The 21,836-nt window shown below is 65.5% G+C and carries 14 protein-coding genes; 6 read left to right on the forward strand and 8 right to left on the reverse strand.

Going from position 1 to position 21,836, the window contains the following annotated elements:
- Positions 1–20: 20 nt before the first annotated feature.
- Together hrpA and CKO40_RS17550 are read right to left on the reverse strand one after the other, a co-directional pair.
- Complete coding sequence (hrpA, locus tag CKO40_RS24525; RefSeq protein WP_242477148.1) at positions 21–4,691, reverse strand: ATP-dependent RNA helicase HrpA; 4,671 nt, start codon at positions 4,689–4,691, stop codon at positions 21–23.
- A 416-nt stretch (positions 4,692–5,107) separates the two neighbouring features.
- Positions 5,108–5,584: a universal stress protein gene (locus CKO40_RS17550; protein ID WP_200347747.1), complete on the reverse strand. Its 477-nt coding sequence runs from the start codon at positions 5,582–5,584 to the stop codon at positions 5,108–5,110.
- A gap of 120 nt (positions 5,585–5,704) precedes the next feature.
- Between CKO40_RS17550 and CKO40_RS17555 the strand changes: the two genes are divergently transcribed.
- Positions 5,705–6,589 (forward strand): TauD/TfdA family dioxygenase, encoded by an 885-nt coding sequence (locus tag CKO40_RS17555; protein WP_200347748.1) that lies wholly within the window; start codon positions 5,705–5,707, stop codon positions 6,587–6,589.
- Positions 6,590–6,913: 324 nt separating this feature from the next.
- On the opposite strand, the gene CKO40_RS17560 is transcribed toward CKO40_RS17555, so the two are convergent.
- Positions 6,914–8,059: a hypothetical protein gene (locus tag CKO40_RS17560; RefSeq protein ID WP_200347749.1), complete on the reverse strand. Its 1,146-nt coding sequence runs from the start codon at positions 8,057–8,059 to the stop codon at positions 6,914–6,916.
- Positions 8,060–8,300: 241 nt separating this feature from the next.
- Positions 8,301–11,990: a DNA polymerase III subunit alpha gene (gene dnaE / locus CKO40_RS17565; RefSeq protein WP_200347750.1), complete on the reverse strand. Its 3,690-nt coding sequence runs from the start codon at positions 11,988–11,990 to the stop codon at positions 8,301–8,303.
- 629 nt (positions 11,991–12,619) lie between these two features.
- Here dnaE and CKO40_RS17570 point away from each other — a divergent pair.
- A complete protein-coding gene (locus CKO40_RS17570) occupies positions 12,620–14,374 on the forward strand; it encodes a sensor domain-containing diguanylate cyclase (protein WP_200347751.1) in 1,755 nt (584 codons plus the stop codon).
- A gap of 34 nt (positions 14,375–14,408) precedes the next feature.
- Here the strand turns inward: CKO40_RS17570 and CKO40_RS17575 are convergent, their stop codons facing one another.
- From CKO40_RS17575 to CKO40_RS17585, 3 genes are all read right to left on the reverse strand, one after another.
- Positions 14,409–14,780: a thiol-disulfide oxidoreductase DCC family protein gene (locus CKO40_RS17575; RefSeq protein ID WP_242477149.1), complete on the reverse strand. Its 372-nt coding sequence runs from the start codon at positions 14,778–14,780 to the stop codon at positions 14,409–14,411.
- A gap of 108 nt (positions 14,781–14,888) precedes the next feature.
- Positions 14,889–16,052, reverse strand: coding sequence for a helix-turn-helix domain-containing protein (locus CKO40_RS17580; protein WP_200347753.1), 1,164 nt, complete (start codon positions 16,050–16,052; stop codon positions 14,889–14,891).
- Positions 16,053–16,111: 59 nt separating this feature from the next.
- Complete coding sequence (locus CKO40_RS17585) at positions 16,112–16,750, reverse strand: hypothetical protein (protein ID WP_200347754.1); 639 nt, start codon at positions 16,748–16,750, stop codon at positions 16,112–16,114.
- Between the two features lie 473 nt (positions 16,751–17,223).
- Between CKO40_RS17585 and CKO40_RS17590 the strand changes: the two genes are divergently transcribed.
- The 4 genes from CKO40_RS17590 to CKO40_RS17605 all read left to right on the forward strand — a co-directional run bounded on the left by CKO40_RS17590 (position 17,224) and on the right by CKO40_RS17605 (position 20,713).
- Positions 17,224–18,162, forward strand: coding sequence for a DMT family transporter (locus CKO40_RS17590; RefSeq protein ID WP_200347755.1), 939 nt, complete (start codon positions 17,224–17,226; stop codon positions 18,160–18,162).
- A gap of 271 nt (positions 18,163–18,433) precedes the next feature.
- Positions 18,434–19,333, forward strand: a complete 900-nt coding sequence (locus tag CKO40_RS17595; RefSeq protein ID WP_200347756.1) for a DUF6279 family lipoprotein — start codon at positions 18,434–18,436, stop codon at positions 19,331–19,333.
- Positions 19,334–19,681: 348 nt separating this feature from the next.
- Positions 19,682–19,870: a CsbD family protein gene (locus tag CKO40_RS17600; protein ID WP_200347757.1), complete on the forward strand. Its 189-nt coding sequence runs from the start codon at positions 19,682–19,684 to the stop codon at positions 19,868–19,870.
- Positions 19,871–20,221: 351 nt separating this feature from the next.
- Positions 20,222–20,713 carry a Uma2 family endonuclease gene (locus tag CKO40_RS17605; RefSeq protein ID WP_200347758.1) on the forward strand — a complete coding sequence of 164 codons (492 nt, stop codon included), beginning with the start codon at positions 20,222–20,224 and terminating at the stop codon, positions 20,711–20,713.
- A gap of 8 nt (positions 20,714–20,721) precedes the next feature.
- On the opposite strand, the gene CKO40_RS17610 is transcribed toward CKO40_RS17605, so the two are convergent.
- A complete protein-coding gene (locus tag CKO40_RS17610; RefSeq protein WP_200347759.1) occupies positions 20,722–21,603 on the reverse strand; it encodes a dihydrofolate reductase family protein in 882 nt (293 codons plus the stop codon).
- Between the last annotated feature and the right edge of the window lie 233 nt (positions 21,604–21,836).

Raw genomic sequence — 21,836 nt, forward strand, 5'->3', positions numbered from 1 at the left:
CAGGCGCAAGCGCCTGTCAATCATAGCCCCAGCTCGCGCCAGCGCCGCTCGACGCGCTTGACCGAGACCGGATAGGCCGTGCCCAGCTGCTGCGCGAACAGCGAGACGCGCAGCTCCTCGAGCATCCAGCGGATCGCATCGAGGCGCTCGTCCTCGCGTTCCGCCGCCACTGCGGCGGCACGACGCTCGCGCCAACGCTCGAGCAGCGGCGCCATCTCCTGCATCCGGTCGCGGTCCCGGCTCGCCGCCGGGGGCAGCTTCTCGGCGCGCTGATCGAGCGCCTTCAGATAGCGCGGATAGTCGCGCAGATGCGCGAATGGCACCGCGGTAAGGAAGCCACGGAAGACCAATGCATCCAGCTGCGCCTGCATATCCAGCACCGACGGCATCCAGTTGATCTGGGTGATCCCAGCGAGGCGCTTGCGCAGCGCCTGGTAGGTGCCGAGGATGGTCGACACCAGGTCACAGACCTCTTGCGCGACCGAGATCAGCCGCGGCTTGTTCGCCGTCAGGCGTTGCTCGAAGCTCGCCTGGTCGCGGATCGGCGGCTGGCCCTCGGTGAAGGTCAGATCGAGGATCAGTGCGATCAGCTCGTCGCTCAGGTCGACGGCCGCGGCCGCGCTGGTCTTGGCCCCAGCACCGCCCGGCGTCGCCGCCGCCCCAGCCGCGCTCGTCATGCCTGCCCCCTTGCCGCTGCCCTTGCCCTTCTTCTTGCCGCGTTTGCGTGCTTTGGGAGTCGTCCCCTGCACGACGGCTGCACTCAGTGCGCCAGCCGTGGCCGCCGCCGAGTCGGAAGACACCTGGGCGCCGACGGCCTTGATGCTGGCATCCGCTGCCTCGGCGCGCTGGCCCGAAGCCGGCGTCGATGCGGACCCCGCAGACGCCGATCCCGCCCCGGCAGGCGCTGATGCCGGCCCCGTCCCGCGCGTACGCCCTTCGCCAACAGCCGCATCACGGCGATTCGGGTCAGCGAGCGGGACGGTCGGCTGCGGCGCCTTGGCATATTGCAATCGCATCCGGTCGATGCCGCCCTCGCCTTCGCAGAGGTTGCGGCGCAGATAGCGCAGATCGGCGCCAAGGCTCAGCATGATCAGCCGGCGCAAGCCGGCGCGGGTTGCGCTTGCAGCACGCGACTCCGAGTCGAACACCCGGATCGCAACCGCGTCGCCCTGATCCAGCAGCGCCGGCCAGCCGCGGATGCGGATACCGCCGCGGTCCAGATCGAGATGATCCGGCAGCGCGCCGAAATCCCAGCGCGTGATCCCATCACGCTCGATCGCGTGGCCCCAGCCGGTTGGGCCGATGGCGGCGACCCCGGAGCCCCCGCCGGCCCCAGGCACGGCGCCCGTTCCAGCCGCAGTCCCAGCGCCACCTACAGCGCCACCTCCAGCGCCAATTTCAGCTGCAGCGCCCCGGCCGGCGAGCCCAGCCGCCGCCAGCGAGCCCGCAGCCACGCTGCCATCACCATAGCGGCGCTTGAGCGCGATCAGGTCATCGCCGCGCGCGATCTGCTTGCCCTCGCCGTCGATCAGCTTCAGGTGCATGCGCAGATGGGGCGGCAGCGCCTCCAGGTTCCAGGCATCCTCGGGCACCTGCTCACCGGTGAGCGCCCTCAACTCCTCGCCCATGGCCTGGATCAACGGCCGATCCGAGGGTCGAAGCCGCGCGGCGACCCGCTCGGCGGTCTCGGGGATCGGCACGAACGCGCGCCGCAATGTCTTCGGCAGCCCGCGCAGCATGGCCGTGATCCGCTCGGCGAGCAGGCCTGGCACCAGCCAGTCGAGCCGCTCGGGCGCGACCTGATTGATCAGCACCTGCGGCAGCACCAGCGTCACCCCATCGGCCTCGTGGCCGGGCTCGAAGCGATACTCCAGCGGCAGCTCGGTCGCGCCGATGGTCAAGGCATCCGGGAAGCGCTGCGGGGTGATCGCACCGGCATCGTGCTGCATCACCTTCGCGAGGTCCATGTGCAGCAGCTTCGGTTGCTGACGCGTCGCCTTGCGCAGCCAGCGCTCGAATTGCGGCTTCGAGTAGATCCCGGACGGCACCCGCTCGTTGTAGAAGGCGTAGATCGCCTCCTCGTCGACCAGGATGTCGCGCCGGCGCGACTTGGCCTCGAGCGCGTGCACCTCGGCGATCAGCTCCTGATTGTGCCGCCAGAACGGCGCGCGGGTCTCGAAGTCGCCCTCGACCAGCGCCGAGCGCAGGAAGACCTCGCGCGCCTCGGCCGGGTTGATCGGCCCATAGTTGACGCGGCGGCGGCTGAACAAGGTGATGCCGTAGAGGGTCACGGTCTCGAATGCGGCAACCTGGCCGGCGCGCGACTGCCAGTGCGGCTCGGACCAACTGCGCTTGAGCAGGTGCGCCCCGGCCTGCTCGATCCAGCCCGGCTGGACCTTGGCGCAAATGCGCCCGTAATCGCGCGTGGTCTCGACCCGCTCGGCGCAGACGATCCACTTCGGCGTCGCCTCGAACAGCGTCGAGCCGGGATGGATGTAGAAGCGGCCGCCGCGCGCGCCCTGATACTCGCGCTGCTCGTCCTTGCGGCCGATGGTGCTGAGCAGGCCGGTCAGCAGGGCTCGATGGACCTCCTCATAGGTGCCCTCGGCCTGATGCTTGACCAGGCGACGACTCGGGGGCTTGCCCGCGTTCTGGCTCCGATCTTGGCCCAGAGGCTCCCCTGCTCCCTGATGACTCGCAGGTTGGCCCGCTTGCTGGCTCCGATTCTGGCTCCGATTCTGGCTCGTATGCCCGCCTCCTTCCTTGTCAGGAGCGTTGCCGGCTTTCGCACCTGAGCCCTGATCCGCGTCCTTGCCCGGGTTCTTGCCGGCGTTCTTGCCCTGGTGACCGCCAAGCTTATCGCGATAGCCCAGCTCGGCCATCAGCTCGTGCAGTTGGATCTGGGTATCACGCCATTCCTGGACCCGATTCCAGGACAGGAAATGGTTCTTGCACAGGCGCTGGTATTTGCGCCGGGTCAGATGGCGGCGCTCCTTGTCGAGGAACTCCCAGAGATTGAGGAAGCCGAGGAAATCGGACTCGGGATGGCGGAAGGTCGCGTGGATCTCGTCGGCGGCCTGCTGCTGCTCGAGCGGCCGTTCGCGCGGGTCCTGCACCGCGAGCGCCGCGGCGATGATGGTCAGCTCATGCTGGCAGTGGTGCGCGGCGCCAGCGAGCAGCATGCGGCCGATGCGCGGGTCGACCGGTAGGCGCGCGAGCTGCTTCCCGATCGGGGTCAGGTCGCCTTTTGTATCAAGCGCGGCCAGCTCCTCCAATGTCCGATACCCGTCCGAGATCAGCCGCGAGTCGGGCGGATCGACGAACGGGAAGCGCTCGATCTCGCCGAAGCCGAGCGTTTTCATCTGCAGGATGACCGCGGCCAGGTTGGAGCGGCGGATCTCGGGCTCGGTATGCGCGGCGCGGGCGGCGAAGTTGTCCTCATCGTAGAGGCGGATGCAGACGCCGGACGCGACCCGGCCGCAGCGGCCCTTGCGCTGGTCGGCCGAGGCCTGCGAGATGCGCTCGACCGGCAGCCGCTGCACCTTGCTGCGATGGCTGTAGCGGCTGATGCGGGCGAAGCCGGGATCGACCACATAGTGGATGCCCGGCACCGTCAGCGAGGTCTCGGCGACATTGGTCGCCAGCACCACCCGGCGGCGCCCGTGCGCCTGGAACACCCGCGCCTGCTCGGCCGGGCCCTGGCGCGCAAACAGCGGCAGCACCTCGGTCGACGGTGGATGGTGCTTGCGCAGGGTCTCGGCGGTCTCGCGGATCTCGCGCTCGCCGGAGAGGAACACCAGCACGTCACCGGGCCCCTCGCGCGCCAACTCGGCGACCGCATCGGAGATCCCCTGCTGCATCGCATCATCGCGCTCGCCGGCGTGCGCCTCCTCGGGCGGGCGATAGCGCACCTCGACCGGATAGGTGCGCCCGGATATCGTGATGATCGGCGCCGGAGTACCATCCTCGGCCGCGAAGTGCGTGGCGAAGCGCTCCGGGTCGATGGTTGCCGAGGTCACGATCAGCTTCAGGTCGGGGCGCTTCGGCAGCAGCTGCTTCAGATAGCCGAGCAGGAAGTCGATGTTGAGGCTGCGCTCGTGCGCCTCGTCGATGATCAGGGTGTCGTATTCGTTCAGGAACCGATCGCGCTGGATCTCGTTCAGCAGGATGCCGTCGGTCATCAACTTGACCGCGGTCTCGGGGTGCACCCGATCGTGGAAGCGCACCTTGTAGCCGGCCGGCGCGCCGAGCTCGGTGCCGAGCTCCTGCGCGACCCGGCTGGCCAGGCTGCGCGCGGCGATCCGGCGCGGCTGGGTATGGCCGATGCGCCCGAATAGGCCGCGGCCGAGCTCGAGACAGATCTTCGGCAGCTGGGTCGACTTGCCGGAGCCGGTCTCGCCGCAGAGCACGATCACCTGATGCTCGCCGATCAGCGCCGCGACCTCGTCGCGGCGTTCGCTGACGGGCAATTCGGGCGGAAATGGGATCGGGCTTGGGATACGCGCCTTGCGGGCATCGACCACCGCGCGCGAGCGCTCGATGGCGCGCACTAGCTCGCGCCAGCGCTCACTGCCGTCTGCGGCCGATACCTCAGCAGAGGGAATACGCTCTAAATTCCTTCGTAAACGACGACGATCCTGGAGCAGGCACTGGGTAATGGTGGCCCGGGCTTCGTGGTAAGAGGTAGACAACAACGATCTCACTAACGGTCAAACAGCAGGTGCATCCGCAATGGCTGGCTCGGCCAACAGGATTGCATCAATGCCAGTTCAGGAGGAGCGGTACCTTCGAAGAGGCTGAGCACCTCAGCAGATGGACGCCTTCGTCCTTTGCGACAAATGGGCATCCAGAAACGGCAGTTGAACCTGGCGGCCACCCACTGTCGCGTCCAGGATGAGCGCGAACGGTGGCGTACTGACCGAGGCAGCAAACGTCGGCCTGCTGACGATCAATGCTGCACGCCAGGCAGTTCGGCGCAGGGCCTGATATAGCCATTCCGTCTGATCGCCGGACAGAAAGCGCCGGAAAGGTCAGCACCAATGGGCTCAGCCTGTCCGGAAACCAGGGCGAGTGACTATATGCCCGCGCGACCAGCGCCTCTTGTCAGTCAGTCGGGCTCGGCCTCATCGAGGCGCACAGCCAGCACATCGCAGACCTCGTGCTTGAGCAGCGACTGCGGGGTCGAACCGAGCAAGCGACCAAGCCAATTGCGCTCATGGACGCCGACGACGATCAGATCAGCGCCGATATCACGGGCCACGTGCTGAATCCCGCGACTGGTTGGGCCGGACTCGATGATTCGGTCCTGAGGCGGAACCCCGATCCGTTCGCCCAGGGCCTCGATCTCCTTCTTTGCGACCTCGATCAGCTCTTGCTCCAACCGGGCATCATCGGGAAGGATCGGCTCGCTGACGAAGGCGCCACCGACATACTCCGTTCCCGGCGGAACATACTCGACCACATTCACCAGCGAGAGGCGTGCGCTGAAGCGCTCGCGCATCATCAATGCCCGGTCGATCACGACCTGAGACTCTGGTGCAAAATCCACCGCCAAAAGGAGATGTTCGTAACCCTTGCTCGACATCGTCGCTGCACCTGTAATGACACCAACCTGATCCCAGTATAGAAGGCAAGCAGCGGCTTTCCTGGTTCCCTGACGCCGATCTGCGCCAAGCCTCCGCCTAAGCATCCAGCTCTTGATCCGATGGCCAACCTCGACGCCCTTCTGACCCTCGACCATCCAGACGACTACGCCCGCTGGCGTGACCGCAAGCTCGCCGAGGCGCCGTGGCGGCTCGACGAACTGATCGTCGAGGTCCGCGATCCCCGCCGGCTCACCAGCGGCGAGCGCAACGCGATCATCGACCGCTGCCGCCGGGCAAACATGGCCATCTACGTGAGTGCGCTCGGCGGCATCGCCGACAAGGTGATCCCACACCGGCTCGGCGAGCAGCTCGGGCTCCTCCGCCTCGACCACAATCCCGGTGCCGATGCTGATGCGATCACATCAGTCAGCGTCCAGTCCGATGCGCTGCACCGCGGCTATATCCCCTATACCGACCGCCCACTCGCTTGGCACACCGACGGCTACTACAACGACCCGAGCCGCCAGATCAATGCCTTCATCCTGCATTGCGTGCAGCCGGCCGCTGATGGCGGTATCAACGGGCTAATCGACCCGGAGATGCTCTATATCCGGCTGCGCGAGCAGGACCCCGAGCACATCGGGGCACTCACCGACCCCACCGCGATGACCATCCCTGCCAACATCGTCGACGGGGTCGAGGTTCGGCCGCCGAGCATCGGCCCGGTGTTTCGTCGTGGCGAGCACGGCCGACTTGCATTGCGCTATAGCGATCGCCGACGCAACATCGAATGGCGCGATGACCCGGCCACCAAGGCTGCCGTCGACGCCATCCGACGCTTCCTCGACGACCCGACCACACCCAGTTTCCGGGTCCAGCTCGACCCAGGCTGCGGCATCGTTTGCAACAATGTGCTGCACAGCCGCAGCCGCTTTCGAGACGACGCCAGGCCCGGTCGCCTACTCTACCGCGCTCGCTATTACGAGCGGATCGCCGCCACCTGAGAGAAGACCGCCGAAAGGCGGTTGCCGCAACAGCGCGTCACGCACTGCGCGCGATATTTCGTTTGCCTTCCAGGCGCATCGTCGGGGGCGTAGCGGGGCGGTATAGCCAGCACCGGTCATATTGTCACTCGCCCTGGTTTCCAGACAGGCTGAGCCCATCGGTGCTGACTGTTCCGGCGTTTTCTGTCCGGCGATCAGACGGAATGGCTCTATGAGCCTAGACGGCAACCACCGGAGTCCTCCCCAAAGCAAAACGCCGCAGCCCTGCGGACAGGGCTGCGGCGCTCGGCCTGGTTGTTCCGGCGCGTGCTCGATCCGATTCGATCAACGCCCAGACGCGGTTGCCCGCGGCGGCATCGGTGCAAACTGCGGCGCCCAATTCGGAATTGGCCGGCTGGGCATGAACTTCCGCGGCTCGACCGGCGGTGTAAAGGTCCCAGGCTGGGACGGCTCCGGTAGCTTGGCCTCTGGCAGCGCCTGCTCCGCTTGATCAGCCGCTGCGGTCGCCTCCTCCGCGGCTTCAGCCTCTGCCTTGGAGGCCGACTCCATCGGCATGGGCTCAGGCTCGGTCGCCGCAGACCCTTTGGCCGGTTCCGGTTCCGCAGCCGCCGTCTCGGCGGCAGCCGGTTCAGACGCCATCGGCTGCGCCTCAGCACCACCTTCAGTGACCGGTGCATCGCCAGCCTGGTCCGCCGTAGCCGAGGCCTCGGCAGGCACGGCCTCGGCTGCCTCGGCTTTGGCCGTCTCAGTCGCAGGCGCCGCCTCGGCCGGCGCAGCTGAGGTCTCTTCCGGGGCGGTCGCCGGCTCAGGCGCTGCTGCCTCGGCCTGCTCTGCCGCTACGGTCTCAGCCTCGGCGACCTCCGGAGCAGGCGCCGGCTCTGCGGCGGTCTCAGCCTCGGCCTCGGCCGCGCGCTCCGCAGGCGCAGTCTCGGCTTCCGCCACATCCGCTGCCGCCGACTCCTCTACAGGCTCCGCATCAGGCGTGGCAGCCGCTGCCTCTTCGGTCGGTTCGCTCGGGGCAGCCTCGGATACGTCGGTCTCAGTGGTGCCAGCCGTAGCCGAATCATCGGAGGCATCGCTCGCAGCAACCTCGGTCTCGGCCGGAGCGGACTCCTCGGCCGACTCCTCAGACGGCTCTTGCGACGGTTCAGGGGCGGCAGACTCCGCGGACACCGCAGCGGGCTCGGGCTCAGATGCAGGTGCGTCCTCCTGGGGCGTTGCCTGAGCCGGCTCAGGTGCTGGCTCAGGTGCCGGCTCAGGTTGGGCAACCCGAACCGTCCCGATCGGGTCCAGGTTCGAGGCGATCGCCGAGGGCGACAGTTGCTGACCATCCGAGCTGTCACCTGCGAACAGCACGTAAGCCGTGCCGACAACCACAAATACCGCGACAGCCTGGACCGACAACATACCGATGTCTTTGGTCTTCAAGGTCTCCAGCCAGGAACCGAGACCGGATTTGTTATCACTCACTGAATTCTTCCTCTTCGCGCAAGTTCGCGCCGCTCATGGGCAAGCCTAAACCGGGTGAAGACTGCCTGAATCTGCGCTCGGGTTCAACCTGGGAACCGCAGTTGACCGCTGCGCAGGTGAGCCAGCAGCCGGGATCGACACCCCACAAGCCGGCTCGAAGATACCGGCCGGTTCGCAGAGCAATCGCCGCTCGGCGGGCAGGTGGCGTGCATCAGCAGCGTTGCCTTCTCTCAGCGGCGCTTCATGCCTCGGCATAGGTCATCTCGTCAGCCTCAGCCGGCACAGTCGACGGTGGGCCATCAACCATTGTCGACGCGAGGCTGTCGCTCGCGGACAGCGGGCGCAGTCGAGACGGCGCCGGGCTGGGCGCAACCCGCGAGCGCCGATAGATCACCTCAACGGCCGCTGAGTCGCCGAGCAGCTGCCGCAAACGCTTCAGCAGCACTTCGGTTGGATCGACCCGCCAAGCTGCTCCGAGCCGGCAAATCGCCGATGCGCCCGGACGCCGGTACTCAAGCCGCACCTTGAGCCCGTTATCCAGACGATGGGCCTCGAGTTCGTCCGCCAGGGCGCCGATCAGCTCAGCACCGCGGGCATGCGCAGGCGGCTCGGTCAGATCCAGCCTCAGCGCGAGATGGTCGGCAAGCTTGACCCGAGCCTCGGCCAAGGTCCTCACCTCGCTCGCGGTCAGGCTCCAGCCATTGGTGAAATTGTCCGGCCGTAGGCTGCCGGTCACGACGATGATCGCATCCGGCACCAGTAGATGGCGCACCTGATCGAACAGCTCAGGAAAAACGGTCACATCGATGCGGCCGGTGCGATCATCGAGGGTCACGGTCGCCATCCGCCCACGCGCGGACTTGTTGGCCCGGATCGCCATGATCAGTCCCGCCAGTGTGCGCTGTTCGCGCTCCCCGCCACCGCGCTGTGGGCCGCCACCCATCTCGACCAGGCCCTGCGCCGACTCGAGCACTGTACCGATTCGCTGCGACACCATCGCATCGAGCTCGGCATCGACACGGTTGATCGGATGGCCCGTCAGATAGAGGCCGAGTGTCTCCTTCTCGCTCAGCAGGCGCTCGTCCTCCTCCCAATCCGGCCAGACGCGCGCCGCAATCTGCGGGTCCGGCGCAGCAGGTGCTTCAGGTTTGGTCGTGAGTGAGCCAAAGAGGTCTCCCTGTCCGGCTGCCTCTTGGGCGTGGTGCTGCTCGGCGAGCTTGAGCGCCAACGGTAGGCGGTTCATCAGTGTCGCCCGATTCTCGCCGAGCCCATCGAGCGCACCGGCGCGGATCAGCGCCTCGAGCACCCGTTTGTTCGCGCGCTGCAGATCGATCCGGCGGCAGAAGTCCCACAGATCGGCGAAGTCGCCGCCCTGCTTGCGCGCCTCGAGCATCGACGCGATCGCTGACTCCCCGACCCCTTTGATCGCACCGAGGCCGTAGATCACGGTGTCATCGCCGCCGGTCGTGAACATCAGCTCGGAGCGGTTGATCGCCGGCGGCTCGACCTTGAGCCCCAGCGAGCGGCACTCGTCGATCAGCGTGACCACCTTGTCGGTGTTGTCCATATCGGCCGAGAGCACCGCCGCCATGAACGCAGCCGGATAGTGCGCCTTGAGCCAGAGGGTCTGATAGGAGACCAGCGCATAGGCCGCCGAATGGCTCTTGTTGAAGCCGTAGCCGGCGAACTTCTCCATCAGATCGAAGATGTAGGTCGCGATCTTCGGGTCGACGCCGCGCTCGGCCGCCCCCTGCTCGAAGATCGCGCGCTGCTTCTCCATCTCCTCGGGCTTCTTCTTGCCCATCGCCCGGCGCAGCAGATCGGCGCCGCCGAGCGAGTAGCCGGCCAGCACCTGCGCGATCTGCATCACCTGCTCCTGATACAGGATCACGCCGTAGGTCGGCTTGAGGATCGGTTCCAGCTCCGGGTGCGGATAGGCGACCTCTGCACGGCCGTGCTTGCGGTCGATGAAGTCGTCGACCATCCCGGATTGCAGCGGACCGGGCCGGAACAAGGCGACCAGCGCGGTCATGTCCTCGAAGCTGTCCGGCTGCAGTTTGCGGATCAGCTCCTTCATCCCGCGCGACTCGAGCTGGAACACCGCAGTGGTCTTGCAGTCCTTCATCAGTGCGAAGGCCTGCTGGTCGTGCGGATCGATCAGGTTGATATCGAGCGGCGGCTCGCCCTGCTCGGCGTGCCCGGCATTGATGGTCTCGATCGCCCAATCGATGATGGTTAGCGTCCGCAGCCCGAGGAAGTCGAACTTGACCAGACCGGCCTGCTCGACATCGTCCTTGTCGTATTGCGTGACCAGATTCTCGCCACCGGGCTCGCAGTAGAGCGGCGCGAAATCGGTCAGCTTGGTCGGCGCGATCACCACGCCGCCGGCGTGCTTGCCGGCGTTGCGCGCGATGCCTTCGAGCTTGCGCGCCATGTCGATGATCGCGGTGACCGCCTCGTCTTCCTCATACGCCTTAGCCAGGTCAGGGCTCTCGACCAGGGCCTTCTCGAGCGTCATCTTGAGCTCGAACGGGACCATCTTCGCGATCTTGTCGACGAAGCCGTACGGGTGACCGAGCACGCGGCCGACGTCGCGCACCACCGCCTTCGCGGCCATAGTGCCGAAGGTGATGATCTGCGAGACCGCCTCGCGCCCGTACTTGCCGGCGACATAGTCGATGACCTCGTCGCGGCGGTCCATGCAGAAGTCGACATCGAAGTCCGGCATCGACACGCGCTCGGGGTTGAGGAAGCGCTCGAACAGCAGATCGTGCTCGATCGGGTCCAGATCGGTGATCTTGAGCGCATAAGCGACCAACGAGCCGGCGCCGGAGCCGCGCCCCGGCCCGACCGGGATGCCGTTGTCCTTGGCCCATTGGATGAAGTCGGCAACGATCAGGAAGTAGCCCGGGAAGCCCATCTGACAGATCACGTCGAGCTCGCGCTGCAGGCGGGCATCGTAGACCTGGCGTCGCTCACTGAAGTCGGGCGCATCGCGGTCGAAGGTCCGATCGAGGCGCCATTCGAGCCCGGCGCGCGACTCGGCGGCGAGGTGCTCGTCGATCGACCGGCCCGCGGGCACCGGCGAATCGGGCAGGAAGGTCTCGCCGAGGCGCAGGTCCAGGTTGCAGCGCTTGGCGATCTCGACGCTGTTCTCGAGCGCCTCGGGCAGATCGGCGAACAGCTCGGCCATCTCGTCGGGCGTGCGCAGATACTGCTGCGGGCTGTGCGCACGCGGGCGGCGCGGGTCGTCGAGCGTGTGACCGCTGTTGATGCAGACGCGCACCTCGTGGGCGTCGAAATCCTCGGCGGCGAGGAAGGCGACGTCGTTGGTCGCCACCACCGGCACGCCCTTGGCAAGCGCGAGGTCGACACTGGCCTCGACGCAACGCTCGTCCTCGTCGCGACCGGTGCGCGTCAGTTCCAGATAGTAGCGATCGCCAAAGGCCTGCAGCCAGTCGTCGAGCAGCTGTTCAGCCTCCGCTTGATGGCCGCCAAGCAAGGCGCGCTGCACATCGCCTTCCGCCCCGCCCGAGAGCGCGATCAGTCCTGCCGCCGACTCCAGCACCCAGTTGCGCTCGACCAACGGAACGCCCTGCTGCTGGCCGTCGATGTAGCCACGCGAGATCAGCCGCGTCAGCGCGCGATAACCGGCATCCTCCTGCACCAAGAGCACCAGCCGATGCGGCTTGCTCGGCTCGGACGGATTGCGCACGGCCAGCTCGGTGCCGGCAATCGGCTTCACGCCAGCGGACAGGGCCGCCTTGTAGAACCGGACCAGACAGAACAGGTTGCTGAAATCGGTCACTGCGACCGCAGGCATGCCGGCAGCGGCCACCGCCTTCACCAGCGGCTTGATCCGAACCAGCCCGTCAATGAGCGAGTATTCGGAATGCAGGTGGAGATGGACGAAACGCGGCTCCGGCGACAAGGGGGCGCTCCTCTGGGTGGGTAGTCGAAACGGGGCACCCTAGTCTAGCGGCAGCGTCCCCGGGCTGCGCGTCCGATTGACTGGTCCGCTCGCGGCCGACGGCCGGGTACTGGCACCCCGCCCTCTGCATCAGCCCCGAATCCACCGACACACTGACCTAGCGCTTGGCGGTCAGGTCTGCGAGAACCGCTCTGCAAATACCGAGCCCTCTGCATCCACCCGAGCTTCAATCCACCGGTGGGCGAGTGTCTACGCTGCTTGGGCGGTGGTTTGCGACTCAAGCAGGGAAACAACAGAGATGAGCTCAAGCCAGCATCCAAACGCTGTCGTCAGCGACCCCACGAGCAAGCGAGCGTGCTCGTGGCGAAGCACTTTCAGGGTTCCCCTGATCGCGTCTGATCACGAGACCTGTAAGACTTAGACCCAATGCTAGAAGGCCCTATCGAAACAGCCGCTTGACTCGCGCAACCTCCTGATCGATCTGGCTACAGGGGGCATTCTGTCACCGTGAATCACGCGGGATTCATCGTCCGGTGTGGCACCGCGCCCTGCACGTTAGGGCTTCTAAATGCCTGGTTGGGAGTAGAGAGGCGCCGGCGCTGACGTAAGGGCGACTGATGGAGGCGGGCATGGTTGGACACACGGCGGCTTTAGGACAGGCGGCTTTAGGACAGGCAACTGGCCGCTCGCCGGCGCCACCAGACGCGATCCTCGGCCGCCTCCCCGGCGTGGTGTACCAATTCAAGGTCTGCGCCGATGGTACCTGGCAGTTCTGCTATCTCAGTCCGGGTGCGGAAACCCTGTTCGAAGTCCCGGTCGAGGAGGCCTATGCCGACCATAACGCATTGACCCGCTGCCTCCTGCCCGAGGACCGGGCAGCGCATCAGGCTCTCGTCGAGCAAGCGAGTCGAGAGCGGACGCCCCGGGACCACGAATACCAAATCCGGACACCGAGCGGACGCGTCAAATGGGTGCATATCCAGGCTGACCCGATGCCGGAGCCTGACGGCAGCGTCCTCTGGAACGGCCTCATCACCGACATCACCGAGCACAGGGAAGGTATGCGGCGGATTCAGCACGACCGGGACCGCTACAAGGCCATCGTTGAGGCGTTGCCCGATCTCGTATGCCGTTCCCTGCCAGATGGAACACTCACTTACGTCAACCAGGCGTACTGTGACTACTTCGGGCGAGGGCGAGACAGGCTTCTCGGACGCAATTTCATGGCACTGATCCCTGAGGACGAGCATGCCTTCGTCACGGAAAGCCTGAAGGAGTGTCACGCCGGGCATCCAGTCAAGACCTACGGGCACCGTGTGCGTCGGGGCGATGGCGAAGTCCGTTGGGTGCAATGGACGGATCAAGCGGTCTTGGATCAGCGCGGCCTGGTGGTTGAACTGCAATGCGTCGGACGAGACGTGACAGCTCAGCGCCGCGCTGAGGCGGCGTTACGCGCAAGCGAGCACCGCTTCAGACAGCTCTTCAACGCCATGCAGTCGGGGTTTGCGCTGCACGACCTGGTCTTCGACGCCTGCGGGCGGCCTTGTGACTACCGCTTTCTCAGCGTGAATCCCGCCTTCGAGCGGCTCACGGGCTTGAACGCCTCGGCGCTGATCGGCTGCACCGCCAGAGCGGTGTTGCCCGATCTCGAGCCGGTATGGATCGATACCTATGCACAGGTGGCGATGAGCGGTCAGTCTGCCGACTTCGAGCAGTACACCAAGGCGCTCGACAAGACCTTCGAGGTCCACGCCTACTGTCCTCAGCCCGGTCAGTTTGCCTGCATCTTCCTCGATATCAGTACCCGCAAGCGTTTGGAAGCGACCCTGCTCGAGCAGGCCACAAAGGACGACCTGACAGGATTGGCGAATCGGCGCGCATTCATCTCCCGTCTCGAGGAAGAGCTTGCGCGGCTGAAACGCAGCAGCGGCCGTGAGGCTGCTGTGCTGATGATCGACCTCGACCACTTCAAACAGATCAACGACAGCTTCGGCCATCATCAGGGTGATGTGGTCCTGCGCCACTGTGCAATGCTGATGCGCGCCGCGCTGCGCCGCAGTGATCAGGTCGGGCGCATCGGCGGTGAGGAGTTCGTGATCCTGCTCCCAGAGACCGATCAAGCCGCCGCGCGGTTGTTCGCCGAGCGTCTGCGCGCGACCATCGAGCAAACACCGGTCGAGCCACCACAGGGTCCACCTATCAAGGCCACGATCAGCGTTGGTGTCACAGCGCTGCGCAGCGTCGATACCACGATCGATACCGCCCTCGCCCGCGCCGACGCGGCGCTCTACCGCGCCAAACGTGGCGGGCGCAATCGGGTCGCGATGGCTGAGGTCAGTCAGACCTCGCAAGCGGAGACGCCGGACGCGACTATCGGCCGATAGAATTGCTCACTCGAAATTGCTCACTCGAAATTGCTCACTCGACAGGGCAGGCTCCATCGGCGCAGCGCTGCCGAAAGCGGCGCTCTGCGAAGCGCCGATAGGCCCATTCGAGCGGACCGGTCAGGTGCAAGCCGCTGACCAGGCGCGCGAGCCAGTGCCAGCGCGGAAGCCGTCGCCAGATCGCAACGAATGCAGCGACGCCGCTTAGCATTCGCCCTTCTGGATCTTGAACATGCAATCGCCGCATCGCGGTCGGCAGGTCGAGCCCAGCGGCGGCGAGCGCGTTGGGTTCCTGGGTGATGTCGACCCAACGGACCCGCCCAGCGCGATCGATCTTACGGTAATGCGCGATCTCGCGGCTGCACAGTGGGCAGCCGCCATCGAAGAATGTGATTAGCTCGGCCATGCTCATGGTCATCCCGTGATTGATAACGCCTCGGAGGTTGTACCCAAGCCGCGTTCCATCAACCCGTTCCCAGCGCACCGCCGCTTGCTGCTCGTCAGCTGGCACCCTTTACGAGCCACCACGGATCGGGATCACCTCGGCGCAGCTCTCGGACGGGCACGCCGGCTTTGGTCGCGGCGTCGGCATCAGCAGCACCTGAGCGGGGCCGTGCGAGAGCAGCCCGTCCGGCAAGCCTGCCAGGGCCTCGATGTCTGCCGGCGCCAGCCCGAATGCCGCGAGCAGCTGGTCCACCGAGAACCCGCCCTCGGTCAAGAGCAGCCGAATGCTGCGCTCCATCAGGCGCGGGCGTTCAACAACCAAGCGGTCGTCGTCCGGCTCGCGACGCGCCCAACCGCGCGCGCTGCTCGCCTTGAACAATCGCCCGGCATGCCCTTCGGAGATCAGTCCGAGGTCCTTGCAGCGATAGATCATCGCGGCAATCGATACCCCCCAGCGCGGTTTCAGCGCCTGGAACACATCCAGTGAGGTCTCGGCCAGCTCGTTGACGAAGCCCTCGGACGGCAGCAAAAAGGCGCTCGCGAAGCGATGCGCCTGCCGCTCCAGCTCCTTGAACTCATCCCGCTGAGTCAGCGCAGCGGCATCCACGTGGCGATGCAGCACCAGGTGCCCGAGCTCATGAGCGGCATCAAAGCGCGAGCGCACCGCCGCGCGCTTGTCCGACGACAGCAGCACATAGGGCCGATCATCTGCCAGCGACCAATGCGATACGCCGTCGATCGACGGCGCCGCGAACGAACAGCGACCAACGACGATGCCAGCGTTCTCCAGCACCAACAGGACATCCGGGATCGGCGCGCGCCCGAGCCGCCAGCGCGCGCGCAGGCAGGCCGCCGCATCCTCGATCTCACAGGACTGAAGCAGCCGGAAATCGGTGCCGCCGAGGTCCGGTAGATCCACGGTCGGCAAGTCCACCCAGGTCTGCAGCTGATGACTGATGCGCTGCAGCCACAACAGATGCTGCTGGATGCGCTCGCGCGAGCCCTTGGTGGCGTTCGCCATCGAGCGGAAGAAACGCGGACGCTCACCCGCATCAAACGGACCGTTGAAGAAGAACTCCCGCGGCACGAGCAAGACTCGCGCCAGTGCTTCGAGTGCATCGGGGGTCGGTGTCTGCTGCCCCGCCTCCCACTTGCTCAGGGTTGACGCTGAGCGGTCCACAGCCGCTGCCAGAGCGGCGCGCGTCAGCCCCCGGGCCAGCCGCGCTTCGGTCAACTGGGTGGCCTCAAAGCCCGGGAATCCTCCAAACATCATCGAGATCTTGTCCTGTGGTGTTACTGGCTGTTCGGTGTATCCATCCGACCCCGCTTGGCCTTCAGCACTGGTCTGGCCTGGTCGACCAGCTGTGGAACCTGATCGGCATAGGCAGCAAAGAGCTGTTCGAGCGTCAGCAGCAAGTGCCAACCCTTGAGATCGCGTGTCGGCACGCCGAAGCCGATGCGCATCGGCACCGACTCATCCTGCCCCGACCCTGGCTCGGCATAGCGCACGACCACGACAGCGAAGACGCCGGCATCCGGGTCGGTATCATCCCAGAGTGCGAGCTGTTCGCCATCGCTGGGGTTGTGCCGTGCCAGCGCCTGCTTGTAATCCTTGTCCTCGATCGGCTCACCCCAGTGCGCCACCTTGGCGTGGGTGATCAGAAAGTGGCCACTCAATGCCAGCGGGAATGCATGCGTGTTCACATACTCGTGGCGACAGGGTATCCCGACATCCTCGGCGCTGAGACGGAATGCCTCGCTGCGCTCGAAATAGCGTGTCGTCCCCAAGCGCATCCGATACGCGGGCACCTCGGGCGGCGTACGCACAGCCTGGCGATAGGCAATCGCGGTACAGCTGGTCATGCGTGCCTCAATCCGATGGAAGAACGCCTCCGGGATCGTGGCGAGGGTCAATTTAAGCAGATCGGGCATCGCGGTGTTACCTCGGGTAGCCGACAAATCAGGTCTCGTCACCCAGAGGATAGCGTGAAAAACCTCGCCCAACCGACCTAAGACCTTGTGGGGAAAAACGTTTCGATGCCTGATGACCAGATCGCAGTAGCAGATCGAGATGCCGGCGTCGATCCCGCGCTGGACAATTGAGGACCAAGCGAACGCGGAGGCCCCAAAACCCCAACGACAACAGGGCCCGAGACCATCACCTACCCAGTTATTCACCAGGTTATCCACAGCACTGGTGGATAAGCCGGGCTTGACAATGCTCGTCAACGATGTCGGACTAAAAATGGCACTGGTCAACGTAAGCGCTTGATTGAACGGTGTTGATCAGTCTCTGACCAAGTTGGCGTCGGCATCCCGAAACCGTCGGCAAATCAGTCGGCAGCGCGCAGCATCCCAACTCTATCCACAGCCTTGCCCACAGTCGCCGTGGACAAAGGAGCCCCATGCCCCGTTTTCTCGCTCATCTCGTCGGTCTCGAGATCCTGTTCGTACTGCTCTGGAACTCCGGTTTCATCGGCGCCGAGTATGGCTTGCCTAATGCCGGGCCCTGGACCCTGATGCTCTGGCGCTACTCGGCGCTGACACTGGTGCTCGGGCTCTGGCTGACGGTCCGCGGCCGACTGCGGTGGCCGGGTGCACGCGCGGTCGGCCATGCGGCAATCGTCGGCGTCCTCGCGCATGGTGTCTGGCTCACCTGTGTGATGCTTGCCCTGGAACAGGGCGCACCGACCGGGATCGTCGCGTTGGTGACCGCGCTGCAACCGCTCTTGACCGGCGCACTGGCGGGACCAGTGCTGGGCGAGCGGACCGGACTACGGCAATGGCTAGGATTGCTGCTCGGCTTCAGCGGGGTGACCATCGCGGTCGCGGCGCGGTTGTCGTTGGACTCGCCGGTGCCGGTGATCGGTTATCTGTTCCCGTTCGTATCAGTGGTCGGGATCACGATCGCCAGCCTGTTTCAGCGCGGTTGGGCAAAGGCTGGCACCAACACGGAACTGCCGCTCGATGCCACCCTCTTCTTCCAAGGCCTGGCGACGACACTGGCGGTGCTCGGACCGGCCTGGTGGCTGGAGGACTTCGCGACCGACTGGACGCCACCGTTCATGGCGACCCTGGCCTGGCTGATCCTGCCGGTTTCGCTCGGTGCCTACTGGGCGATGTGGCGCTTGTTGGCCCGCCAAGAGGCGACCCGCGTCGCCAGCCTGTTCTATCTCAGCCCGCCGGTGACGATGCTGATGGCCTGGGCAGCCTTCGGCGACACATTGATCGTTAGCGATCTGGTCGGTCTGGCGGTCGCCGGCGCTGGGGTGTTGCTGGTCTACGGCCTCGGCTTAAGGAAGGCTGCGAAGCCGCCTCGAGAGACCGCAATCAGGACACGATAGCGCGCGGCAGCTCCAATCTCTCCGGGAAACGGGCTCGTCAGGAAACGGCCCGATGAAGCAAGGCCCCTCAAGGCAGACGGTCGCGGCAACGCTCGCGCAAGCCTCATGCGGAACCAGTGGCCTAGATCAGGGGTCTCCACTTCGGTATGCCGGGCGTAGCCTGCGCCGAGTGCCAATGGCTAGGCAACTGTGCCAACGGCCTTCTCCGTTCCATCTGCCAATGCACGCCCGACCCCGACCGACCGTTTCCTTCCCATCTCAACCTGTTCGGTTGCGGACAGCGTTCGCACCGCGTCAGCGACCCAGCAGGGCGAGCTGGTGGCTCCTCCTTGGCGCATCGCTGCTGTTATCGACTGGCTGCTCGACGGTCCGGCTCGCCTACAATACGGCCGATCTGTTCATCGGGGGCTACGCCGATGACTACCTCGGCCTCGACGCCGAACAGCGCCGCGCCTGGTCGCCGACACTCCGCACGACACTGGCGCGGCACCGCAGCGAAGAGCTACCGTATCTCGCGGCATTCTTCGACACCGCACTGACCGACGCCGAACAAGGCTTTACCCGCCAGGGCATCGATTGCTTGCTGGATCAGTTCGAGACCATCTATCGGCGCCATTTCCGGCTCGCCTCGGCCGCGGCCGCACCATTGTTGGCAGACCTGAGCCCCGAGCAGCTCACCGCGCTCGCCGCGACCTTTGCAGAGGAGGCCGAAGAGGACGCCGCCGAGCCCGGAACCAAGGCCGCTGACCGCCGCGCCCGGAAGCGCGCGGAGCGCTATGTCGACAACCTGCGCTGGTGGTTGGGCGAGCTCAGCTCAAGACAGCGCGGGATCGTACGCAATCTGACCCGATCGATCCCGGACACCGCTCCCGCCTGGTATGCCTACCGTGCCGAGAAGCGCCAGCAGCTGATCGCATTACTCCGCCGCGGGGCCGAGAGCAAGGAGATCGAGGCCTTCCTGATCGACTGGTTGGTCGATTATTCGGACATGCCGACGGAATTGGAGCGGGCGCTTCCGGCATTGCGCCAAGCCTTCACCGAGCTCCTGCTCCAACTTCAGCCCACCTTCGACGAGGCGCAACGGGACAAGCTCCTTGGGCGGTTGGAACGGCTGCGCGACGATTTCCTCAGACTCCAGTCGCGCTCGCGCATGGTTCCTGTGAACTGCTGAGCCGTTGCGAGCCGATTGGTGCCTATGCCCCATCGATGTGGGCCAATGCCCCACTCGAAGCCGGAAAAGGCGGTTGGCCGCTGTGCAGATCAGGCACCCGCTTGGCTTGATTGGGGGCGTACAGCCGCTTGAGACCGAGCCGTCGATGCCGGCCGCCCTGTCGACCGCCCTCCCGGCCACCCGGATGAACCTCGAGGCCGGGCCATGCCCCGAATGCAGCAGCTGCCGACCGTGGCCGACCGCACAGCGTGCGGTGCTGCTCCGCTTGGCGGCAAGGTTGGCTTGGTCTTTGCTGGATCAACCCTGTCATTCACCCAACGAGACCGCATCGCGCGGTTAGGAGGCACCATGAATTGGGAGCAAATCCGCGGAAATTGGGAAAAGGCCAAGGGCGAGCTGAAGGTCCAGTGGAGCAAGCTCACCGACGACGACCTCGCCAAGATCAATGGCGAGCGCGACAAGCTCGTCGGGCGCTTGCAGGAGCTCTATGGCGTGACCAAGGAAGAGGCCGAGAGCCAGATCGACAAGAAGAGCTGAACCAAGGTCAGCCCGACGCCACCGGAGGCAAGGAGGCCGCTCGCGCCAGAGCAGGCGCCCGGCGATCATCCGTCACGAGCAACCAGAGATCAGCAGCAAACCGATGACCGGTTCTCGAAGCCCAGTTCGGCTGTATCGAACGCAATTTGCCCTCGATGCGGAGAGCAGAGCCAGGCGTTGCAAGTGGCCTGGGCCGGCCCCTATTTGGATCAGCGACGGAGCACGGATGCTTGAGCAAGCTCAGCCGATTAAACTGACAGATCGGCTGTAGACCGAGGTAGACTGACCCGTAGACCGAGCAAGTCTACGCGGTGCAGCTTTGCTTGAGATCATCACCTCACAAGAGGCCTCATGAGCATCGACCCTCGACTCCTGCACGCCAACGAGCTCGGCATCCGCTTAGAGATCGTCAACGGCCTGGCGATTTGGGAGGCGCAGCCCCTCTATCGCCATCAGAAGCATGTCGAGCGGATCAGCAGCAGCATTCGCCCCGCCGATGACGCAGTCGACTGCGCCTGTGTCCATGCGCTGGACGTCTACGTCCAGTTCCCGAACGGCCTCAAACGACCCGACATATCGCTGTTTTGCCGTGAGCCCACCGAGGAGGAGCAGGACAGTGCGCTGACGCTGATCCCGGAGGCGGTGATCGAGGTGGTGAGTCCGGGCTATGAGGCAAAGGACCTGGAGATCGGTCCCGCCTTTTATCTCTCGCAAGGCGTCAAGGACATCATCGTCTTCGACCCGCGCACCCTGCTGGTGTTGCACATACGCCAGGGTCATGTCAGCCGACAGGTTGCCCCGCAGGAGATCGGCCTCGAATGCGGTTGTGCCGTGACCGTCTAAGTGACCGTCTAAGAGGCCCTTCCAGCACGCTCACAGCGATCATAGACCTGCAGTAACTGGCCTACGCCGTGGGCACCTGCGGGGTCGAAATAGAGCGCACGCAGCGAGAAATCACAAGGCGGCTCGAGCCTGGGGCCATGGACCAGGGTCGCAAAATCGCTCCCGGCCAAGACTCTTGCGACCATCGTGAGATACAAACGCTGGAGTACCTGACCGCGCAGCAGCAGATGCAGCACCTCGGGGCCGGCCGTCGAATAGATCAAGCGGAGGGAACGCTCGCTCAATGCGTCGATCAAGTCACGGGCATCGACCGCCTGATCGCCAAGCCGGAGCAGCTCGGCCCCTGCCGCCTGCACCGCGTCGGCGCGCTGGCTCGCTGCCGCTGCCACCCCGGCCACGATCACCCGGCGCTGGCTGACCAGGGTCTCCAAGATACCCCTGGGCAACTCGAGCGAGCGGCTCACCACGACCAGCGCCGGTTGCTCCGGCATCCCGAGCTCAGCGCGAAACGCGAGCAGGTCTTCAGGGCCGCCATCGCTGAAGGCCGGCCAGGCCTGGGCCATGCCGGCCTCCAGCTCGCGAAGGAGCCGGCCCGAGACGATGATCGCATCCGCTGGCGCCGCAAGCTCGAGCAGGAGACGCCAATCGCGCGGATTCGCGGTCTGCTTCGGCACCTCGTGCTCGGTGCTGCCTGCCCTCGGGAGCGCAATCCGGCCATCGAGACTCGTGATGAAGTTACTGTAGACGAAGCCCCCTGAGGCCGGCAGCAGGGATCGTAGATCGTGCCCAAGGTAGAGTCCGGACAATGGGACCGGCTCTGATCTTGGATAGAGCATTTGCAATCCGAGTGCCTCATGCTCGCTCGGGGCAGTCGCTGCAGGCTCAGTCACACATCTTCTCCCAGCTTGCTCCGGCCCGGGATTGGATTACGGGCCAAGACACTACCGCACCGGCGACCAGCCGCTTCGCTCCCTGCATCGCCCACCGCCGGGTAGGCAGCAATTCCCGCCATCCTCGGAGATGGCAGCTGACAAGACACGGAGACCGGCATTGAAGATCTCTGGACGCATGGACGCCTCGCTGCAGAGCAACGCTTTGATGAAGCTGGCTTGTTCTCCCCTCA

This window comes from Halochromatium glycolicum (assembly GCF_016584085.1).
Taxonomy (GTDB): Bacteria; Pseudomonadota; Gammaproteobacteria; order Chromatiales; family Chromatiaceae; genus Lamprobacter; species Lamprobacter glycolicus.